At 69.7% G+C, this 8,445-nt stretch carries 8 protein-coding genes; 2 read left to right on the plus strand and 6 right to left on the minus strand.

The window, feature by feature from the left end; all coding sequences use genetic code 11:
- Positions 1-337: 337 nt before the first annotated feature.
- Together IEZ03_RS36230 and IEZ03_RS36235 are read right to left on the minus strand one after the other, a co-directional pair.
- Complete coding sequence (locus tag IEZ03_RS36230) at positions 338-781, minus strand: ATP-binding protein (RefSeq protein ID WP_184889999.1); 444 nt, start codon at positions 779-781, stop codon at positions 338-340.
- Between the two features lie 15 nt (positions 782-796).
- Entirely contained in the window at positions 797-1,150 is a 354-nt protein-coding gene (locus IEZ03_RS36235) for an STAS domain-containing protein (protein ID WP_021597910.1), read from the minus strand.
- A gap of 247 nt (positions 1,151-1,397) precedes the next feature.
- Here IEZ03_RS36235 and sftH point away from each other — a divergent pair, with 247 nt between their 5' ends.
- Entirely contained in the window at positions 1,398-3,707 is a 2,310-nt protein-coding gene (gene sftH / locus IEZ03_RS36240) for a DEAD/DEAH box helicase (protein ID WP_184890001.1), read from the plus strand.
- Positions 3,708-3,760: 53 nt separating this feature from the next.
- Here sftH and IEZ03_RS36245 read toward each other — a convergent pair whose 3' ends face one another.
- Positions 3,761-4,348, minus strand: coding sequence for a TetR/AcrR family transcriptional regulator (locus IEZ03_RS36245; RefSeq protein ID WP_229808802.1), 588 nt, complete (start codon positions 4,346-4,348; stop codon positions 3,761-3,763).
- Positions 4,349-4,422: 74 nt separating this feature from the next.
- Between IEZ03_RS36245 and IEZ03_RS36250 the strand changes: the two genes are divergently transcribed.
- Positions 4,423-4,839, plus strand: a complete 417-nt coding sequence (locus IEZ03_RS36250; RefSeq protein WP_184890005.1) for a VOC family protein — start codon at positions 4,423-4,425, stop codon at positions 4,837-4,839.
- A 9-nt stretch (positions 4,840-4,848) separates the two neighbouring features.
- On the opposite strand, the gene IEZ03_RS36255 is transcribed toward IEZ03_RS36250, so the two are convergent.
- The 3 genes from IEZ03_RS36255 to IEZ03_RS36265 form a co-directional block, all read right to left on the minus strand.
- Entirely contained in the window at positions 4,849-5,223 is a 375-nt protein-coding gene (locus IEZ03_RS36255) for a hypothetical protein (protein ID WP_132053562.1), read from the minus strand.
- A gap of 903 nt (positions 5,224-6,126) precedes the next feature.
- Entirely contained in the window at positions 6,127-7,329 is a 1,203-nt protein-coding gene (locus IEZ03_RS36260) for a hypothetical protein (RefSeq protein ID WP_184890008.1), read from the minus strand.
- A 239-nt stretch (positions 7,330-7,568) separates the two neighbouring features.
- The gene (locus tag IEZ03_RS36265) at positions 7,569-8,018 is read right to left on the minus strand and encodes an Rv3654c family TadE-like protein (RefSeq protein WP_184890010.1); all 450 of its coding nucleotides are present in this window, start codon (positions 8,016-8,018) and stop codon (positions 7,569-7,571) included.
- Between the last annotated feature and the right edge of the window lie 427 nt (positions 8,019-8,445).

The following is an 8,445-nucleotide window of genomic DNA, read 5'->3' on the forward strand; positions in this document are numbered from 1 at the left end:
CAGCTTCTCCGGATCCCGTCCCGACCCCGCCCCCTGGAGACTCGCCGTCCCCTCGCATGATCACGGGACACGGCCTAAGCGCCCGCACGAACCCCCACTAGCACCCAGCCCAGGAAGTCGGCCGCCGAAGCGCCTCCGCAGGAGGCCCCAGCCCCGCGCACGAGCGCGTGACCTGACCGGAGAGGCGAAGCCAGAGGCAGCCTCACGGGGAAGATCGCCAAGCGCTGCCGCACTCGCACAGGCGCGCTCAGCGAGCGAGCGCAGTGGGTTCATCAATGCAAAACGAAGGCCCCGCCGGGATGGCGGGGCCTTCGGGGTGCTCGGGCGGGTGCGCGCGTCAGATGGTCGCCTCTGCTTCGGCCGGCCAGCTCATCCGTATCTGGACCCCTTTGGGGGTTGAGGCGATCTCCACGTCGTCGGCGAGGCCGGCGATGACGGCCAGCCCCAACTCCGCGGTGCCCTCACCGCCGAGGCCGTACTCGAACTCCTCAGCGTCCGGGGCCTTGGGGAGGCCCCCTGCCTCGTCCTCGCCGGGGACGGTGTCGCTGACGGTCACCTCGAAGCGCCGGTCGGCACCGCTCAGTTCAAGGCGGACGGGTTCGTCCGGGCAGTGCCGCTGGTGCGCCTCGACGGCCCGTGAGCACGCCTCGCCCACCGCGAGCCTGACCTCGTCCAGCAGGGTTTCGGCGACGCCGCTGCGGCGTGCGACGGCGGTCACGATCAGGCGGGCGGTCCGGACGTGGACGGGCAGCGCGCTGAAGGAGAGTTCAACGGTCGACATCTCAGTTGCTGGCCGCTACTTGGCGCCCTTGCGCTTCTCCTCGGCCTCGGCGATCGAGTCGTGGATGCCGAAGACCTTGGTCAGCCCCGTGATCCGGAAGATCTTGAGGATGCGCTCCTGGGTGCACACCAGCTCCAGCGAGCCGTCGTGCGCGCGCACGCGCTTGAGCCCGCCGACCAGCACGCCGAGACCGGTGGAGTCGAGGAACTCCACCTTCTCCATGTCCACCAGGAGATGGAACTTGCCCTTGTTGACCAGGTCGATGAGCTTCTCGCGAAGCTTCGGCGCCGTGTAGACGTCGATCTCACCCTCCACGTTGATGACGGTGAGGCCATCGTCGGTGGTGTAGTCGTTCACCTTCAGGTCCACAGATCCTCCACGCGCCGTGCAGCACTATCCGATCTCGATCACCGGTCGCCCGGACGGGGTTCGGCCATCGAGACTTCGCCGTGATTCAACCACGCTCCGGCGTGGTACACGCACGTTATCGCCCACACGGGCGAAAGTTCGCGCCATCCCGTCTGACCTGCTGATCCAGTGGCCAGGGCAGGGGTACGGGCTCACCGGCGCCGGGGCGTTCCCGTTGTTTTGCCCCGGCTGGCAAACTGAAAACCTGATGGGCGCCCAAAGATCTTCAACTCCCCTGGACCGGCTGCTCGCCGACCCCACGAGGCGCGAACGCATCACCCATGTGGAGAGCGTTCCCGCACGTCAGGGCCGTCGTGCCGACTGGCCCGCCTGGTCGCCGCCACTGTTGGTCGAGCGGCTGGCGGCGGCCGGTATCGAGGCGCCCTGGGAGCACCAGGCCGCCGCGGCCGAGCACGCCCGCGCGGGACGGTCTGTGATCCTGGCCACCGGCACGGCTTCCGGCAAGTCCCTGGCGTACCTGCTGCCCGCCATCGAGGCGATCTACGACGGGGACGAGAATCCTCGCCACCAGGGGACGATCCTCTACCTGGCGCCCACCAAGGCGCTCGCCGCCGACCAGCTCCGCGCGCTGCGCTCGCTGCGCCTCACCCGCGTCCGAGCGGCGACGTACGACGGTGACACGCCCCAGGACGAACGCACCTGGGTCCGGCAGCACGCGAACTACGTCCTGACGAATCCGGACATGCTGCACCGGTCGATCCTGCCGAGCCACGCCCGCTGGTCGTCGTTCCTGCGCCGCCTCCGCTACGTGGTCATCGATGAGGCCCACGGATACCGCGGCGTCTTCGGGTCGCACGTCGCGCACGTCCTGCGCCGCCTGCGCCGGCTGTGCGCCCGTTACCACGCCGACCCGACCTTCATCTTGGCCTCGGCCACGACGTCCGAGCCCGCCGCCACGGCGTCCCGCCTCACCGGACTGGACGTCGTCGCCGTCGACGACGATGCCTCCCCGCGCGGACCGGCGACATTCGCACTCTGGGAGCCACCACTGACCGAGCTGCGGGGCGAACGCGGTGCCCCTGTCCGTCGTACGGCCACCGCCGAAGCGGGAGACCTCCTGGCGGACCTCGTCGTAGAGGGCGTGCAAACGCTCGCGTTCGTCCGCTCCAGGCGCGGTGCAGAGTCGGTGGCCTTAAGCGCCAAGCGCGCCCTGCACGAGGTCACCCCGGCCCTGGCGGAACAGGTCGCCGCCTACCGTGCCGGCTACCTCCCCGAGGAACGACGTGCACTGGAAGCCGCTCTGCGTTCCCGCTCGATCATCGGCCTGGCGAGCACGAACGCCCTGGAACTCGGTGTGGACGTCTCCGGCCTGGACGCCGTCGTCGTCTGCGGCTGGCCCGGCACCCGCGCGTCCCTCTGGCAGCAGGCAGGGCGCGCCGGACGCTCCGGCCAAGCGGCCCTGTCGATTCTGGTGGCCCGGGACGACCCGCTCGACACGTTCCTCGTCCACCACCCGGAGGCGATCTTCGGGAGGCCGGTAGAGGCCACCGTGCTCGACCCCGACAACCCGTACGTCCTTGAACCGCACCTGTGCGCCGCGGCGTCCGAGCTGCCGCTCACCGAGGACGACCTTCCCCTCTTCGGCCCCTCGACCGCCGACCTGCTGCCCGACCTCGTCCGCCGCGGCTTCCTCCGCCGCCGTCCCGCCGGCTGGTACTGGACACGTCGCGACAGGGCCGCCAGCCTGGCCGATATCCGGGGTGCGGGAGGCGACCCCATCCAGGTCGTGGAGCTGGGCACAGGACGCCTCCTCGGGACGGTCGACGAGGCGTCCGCGCACACCACCGTCCACGAGGGCGCGGTCTACATCCACCAAGGCGACTCGTTCATCGTGCACACCCTCGATTTGGACGACTCCGTCGCGCTGGTGGAACCGGCCGACCCCGACTACTCGACAACCGCCCGCGACGTAACCGACATCGCCATCGTGGAACGGCTCCGCTCATCCGCCTGGGGCGACGCCACCCTCTGCTTCGGAACCGTCGAAGTCACCCGCCAGGTGGTCGGCTACCAGATGCGCCGCATGCAGACGGGCGAAATGCTCGGCGAGAAGCCCCTGGACCTCCCGCCCCGCACCCTCCGCACCCGCGCCGTGTGGTGGACGCTCTCCGAAGCACAGATCTCCGCCCTCGACGACCTGGACCTGGCCGGCGCCGCCCACGCCGCCGAACACGCGTCCATCGGGCTGCTCCCCCTCTTCGCCACCTGCGACCGCTGGGACATCGGCGGCGTGTCCACGGCCGTCCACCCCGACACGGGCCTGCTGACCGTCTTCGTCTACGACGGCCACGAGGGCGGAGCGGGCTTCGCCGAACGCGGCTACGCCGACGCCGCCGAATGGCTCCACGCCACGCGCGACGCGATCGCGTCCTGCGAGTGCGACTCCGGCTGCCCGTCCTGCATCCAGTCCCCCAAATGCGGCAACGGCAACGACCCCTTGGACAAACAAGGCGCCCTAACCCTCCTAGACCTCCTCCTAACCCACTCCCACCCCTGAACCACCCAAGCACCCCCATGTCGAATGGGCACCGCAGCGGAAGGACGCCCCGGTTAGGGCAGGCGCAGCGCGTCGAGCATCCGGGCTAGGGCCGCGCGGGTGTCCGGCAAGTGGGCCTCTGGATCGCCGGACGCGGCCAGCCACAGCGCGGCCTCGTTCATCGCGCCCGAAAGCAGGTGGGTCAGGGGGGCGACCGGTTGAGGGGGGATCAGACCCTGGTCAATCAACTCGGTGATCACGTCGGCCAGGTGGCTGCCCGAGCCCGCCTCGTCCATCGCCCGCCACTCGTTCCAGCCGAGCACGGCCGGGCCGTCCACGAGCATGATGCGCTGGATGTCGGGGGCCGTGCTGGCGGTGAGGAACGCCTGGCAGCCGGCCGTGAATCGCGTCCACGGGTCGTCTTCTGCATCCGCCGTCTCGGCGACGATGCGGGCCACTTCCTGCTGCACCTGCTCCAGGACGGCACGGAACAGTTCCGCCTTGCTCTCGAACAGGTGGTAGAGCGCACCTTTGGTGACGCCCGCCGCGGCGACGATCTCCGAGAGGCTCACCGCTCCGTACCCGCGCGCGGCGAAGAGCCGCCTGCTCTCGCGCAGCAGCGTCGCGCGCGTCACTTCCCGCTGCCGTGCCCTGACGTTCACGGGGACCCTCCCTTGACATACCGGCGGTACGTCAATATATCGTGACATACCGACGGTATGTGAAAGGAGACCTCATGCACCTGACGAGCTTCTACCCGGTGATCTGCACGTCCCGCCTCGCGGAGTCCCACCGCTTCTACACAGGACTGCTGGGCTTCGAGACGACGTTCGAAGCCGATTGGTACGTGAGCCTGCGCCGGCCCGGCACGTCCCCGTACGAACTCGCCCTGCTCGACCACACGCACCCGACGCTGCCGGAGGGATACCGCACCCCTGCCCAAGGGCTGCTGCTGAACTTCGAGGTGGAGGACGTGGACGCCGAGTGGGAACGGCTTGTCCTCCAGGAGGGCCTCCGCCCCGAACTGCAGATACGAAGCGAAGACTTCGGACAGCGTCACTTCATCGTCGCCGACCCCAACGGCGTCCTCATCGACGTAATTACGCCCATAGCCCCGTCCCAGGCGTACGCGGACCAGTACACGGCCCAGTAACGCGACTCCTCAGTTCGGAGCGACCCGCTGCGCCGGGACGGACGGCTGGTCGGGGCCACCGCGCCGCCGTGTCTGCGCCAGCGCCTGCTGGAGCCTCCGGCGCTCCATCTCCAGCGTCTGCAGGGATTCCTCATGCTCGTCCCGCAGGTCCCGCAACTCCCGGCGCATGTTCATCGCACGCCTGAACCCGAGCGCCGCGATCATCAGACCGCTCATGAGCACGATGGTCACCACGGCCCCGGCCATGAAGACGTGCCACTGCTCGGTGACCCCCGGAACACCATCGCCGAACATGGTCATCTGGGCCTCACCCGTGTTCCCCAGCACCACGGCGACCCCGACCACGATGGCGGCGAGCACGACGACCAGCCCCAGAAAGATCATGCTAAGCATCTCCTCTCCATCGGCCCCTTGCTCACCCCGGGCCAAGGCCACAACCCAAACCCCACCCGGCAAGGCAGCCTAAACCCCGCCCCAAACCCCCCGCCAGCCCCAACCCGAAAGGCCCCCTCACCACGCACACCACACTCCCAGCGCCCACCGCGAACGCCACACTCCCCAAGACGCCCACCGCGGGACGCCACATTTCCTACGGAACGCCATACTCACCAAGAGGTCGACACCAGCACCGGACGCACCACCGGCTGCGCGCGCCCACCACGAGCACAGCCTTCACGTGCGCCCCGGCTCTGCGGTGGTTCGCGAGCACACAGCTCCGCGTGGAGGACGGCTCCCAGTGGGGACGACGCCAACGTGGCATGACGTGTGCGGGTGACATGCGCTCGCGGCGGGTGGGGCACGTGGCGTCTCACGGCGTCCCTGTTAGGACGGCGTCAGCGTGAGCGTGGCCGGCCGCGAATATGGCCTACGCGTCAATGCGGTGTAAATGGCCCGTGGTGGGCCCGCGCTGCCCGTGGTGGGCCCGCGCTCCGGACCCCGCAGGACCCTGACCCGCTGCAGAAGCCGGCTCCCGTGAGATCCCGCCCCCCACAGACGCCGTGCTGACACGGAGGCCGTACTAGCCGCGTTCAGCGCACTCACGCGGACGCTGCCCTTACGCAGACGCCATGCCCACCGCCGGACACGGCGCCATGCCCACCGCCGGACGCGGCCCCATGCCCACCACAGGACGCGCTCACTGGGAGGCTGCACCTGCCGTAAAGGCCGCGCTCATGGGACCGGGGCGCTTAAGCGAGGGCCGTACTCACATGGAGCTCGCCGTTGGGCGACTGGATCGCCAGAGGGGCCGCGGTTGATCGACCGTGCCGGGGGCAGTGCCGGAGGTTCTTACTTGGGGCGGCGGGCGTGCTTGCGCTTTGGTTTGGGGCCGGGCTTGGCGATGTTGACGTTCACCCCGCTGGCTCCCGCTGGGCGGCGGCCGGGCCGTGCCTGGGCCGACGTCGATCCGCGGGACATCGTGTCGCCCGAGCGCGGGCGCTTGGAACCCTTGGCCTTGGGGTCGACCAGCGCCAGGACCGGGGCCGTCTTGGCGAGAGCCTCGGCTCGGGCGATCTGCTCGCGGGCGTTCTTGACGCGCTTACGGCCGGTTCCGCTGCGGGCGAGGCGGGCGGCCATGCCGTTGCTGCTCGTCCCCGCCTGAGCAAAGCGCAGACGACGCGTCCAGGTGCCGAGGTGCCCGGCGACGATGAGGAGGACCAGGGCGATGCCCACGCTCTTCCCCCACTGGAGCCGGTCGGTGGCCGCGATGTTCTGGGCCTTCGGCGAGTCGGTGGCGATCTGCGGTGCGGGGTAGGTGAGCCCTGGCGTCGCGCCGTCAGGCTGGACGGACGGGAGGGTCACCGGCGACTGGTTGTTGAACGGCGTCAGCGGGGTCCCAGCGCTCGGCACTTCGCCCTCCGCCGTAGGAAGGGAAGGCGCCGAGCCACCCGGGAGGGACGCGGAACCGCCGCTGAGCATGGCGCTCGCGGTGGCGGCGGACGAGGTCAGCGATCCGCCCGTCCCGGTGGCGCGCTGCGCCCGGACGCCCACGGAGACCACGCCGCTCGACTTGGTCACCGCGAGGGAGGCGGAGCAACTCGTCCCCTGGCACAGCGAGTTCACGGAGCCGGACTTGGACTGAACCCCCGAGCCCGAGAGCGCGTAGCCGCTGAGGTCGTCCTCAAGGCCGCGGTTCCACTTCACGACGAGCTTCTTGCCGGACACCCGGGCGGACACACCGGTCGGCGCGGCCGGCGCGATGCGCACGGTGACCGTGTTGGTGTCGTAGATGTGCCCGGTCTGCTTGCCCTTCAGGTAGATCTTGTAGCGGCCGTTCTGCCGGATCGGGAACGTCCCGGACAGGTCACCGGCAAGGCCCCGCTCCTGGAGGAACGTGTTCCCGATCCCCGGACCGTCGACCCAGAGTTGCATGGTGAGCGCGAAGTCGAAGTGGGCCTTGGCGGTCAGTTCGGAACCGCTCGTGATGACCGCACCGTTCGCGGGAGAGGTGATGCCCGTGGCGGCGGCCTGCGCGGGGAGTGCACCGAGCACCGGGAAACCCATCGCAAGCGGGGCCGCGATCGCGACTGCACCGATCCTGCGAATGATGGTCACGGCCTCAATCCCTTCGACAACGTCCTGCTCGTCTCATCCCGCCGAGGGCTTCGCGGGGCACACGCACCGTGGCAGTAACTACGCACTTACGTGCAGGGTAACGTACCACCGGGTAGCAGAAGTCACAGGAAGATGACAAAGAGGCGAGTGTTCCATCCCCTGCGGCACCTCCCGACCTATTGACACACGGTGCAACGAGCCGTGCCGCGCCAGATTACGCCCTCTTGCCCCACAGGGCCAGCCCTTGCCCGGGATAGCACCTTTACGGCTCCTAGCCCCATAGGCACCACGACGTCCACCCTTACCGAAACCTCCACCACATCCCCCTGCACCTCACATCCAGCCAACCGCGCCCCCGACTCGACCGCGATCCTTCCCGCGCTAGCGCATGGTCCCCTGGCGCCCTCCGCCAACCGAGCGGCACCGGCCAACGCCGCCAGGTCGGCTGCCGCGTCCGCCCGATGGCGAGCCCCACGCACCCCACCCACCGCCACGGCCGCGATCGCCACCACCCAGATCACAGCCGCAAAGGCCAGCACCCAGATCGTCCCCGCTCCCCGATCCCCACCGACCAGCCCCCGCACCAGCCCAACAACCCTCCCCCTCAACGCCCGCCCCTTCTCCACATCAGCCCGCCAACGACTGGCTCACCAAGCTCAAATGCACCCCCACCACCCCACTCCGCACTGGACAGGACGCCCTTGGAGCACGGCCCCACCCATGCCAAACCCCCAGCGGCAACAGAGACGGGTCAGACTGCGCCACTTGCAACTACGCCGTCGCCCCTGGCCAGTCGCCTCCCCTCCCGACCCGCCCGCCTAGCCTCGGCCGCTCAGCTCTGAATTCGGCCCTTTGCTCGTCACGTCGGCTCAGCCCTTAGCTGGGCCTCTCAGTCTTGGGTCCCTCGGGAGCAGCCCCCCGTACCGGTCGGCCGGGCATAGCCGCTGGCGGCTTACGTCGGCCTCCGGCGGCGACGCCATCCCCTCGGCCCATCCCCTCGGCCCATCCCCTCGGCCCATCCCCTCGGCCCATCCCCTCGGCCCATCCCCTCGG

Origin of the sequence: Actinomadura livida (assembly GCF_014648675.1) — a bacterium.
GTDB lineage: Bacteria > Actinomycetota > Actinomycetes > Streptosporangiales > Streptosporangiaceae > Spirillospora > Spirillospora livida.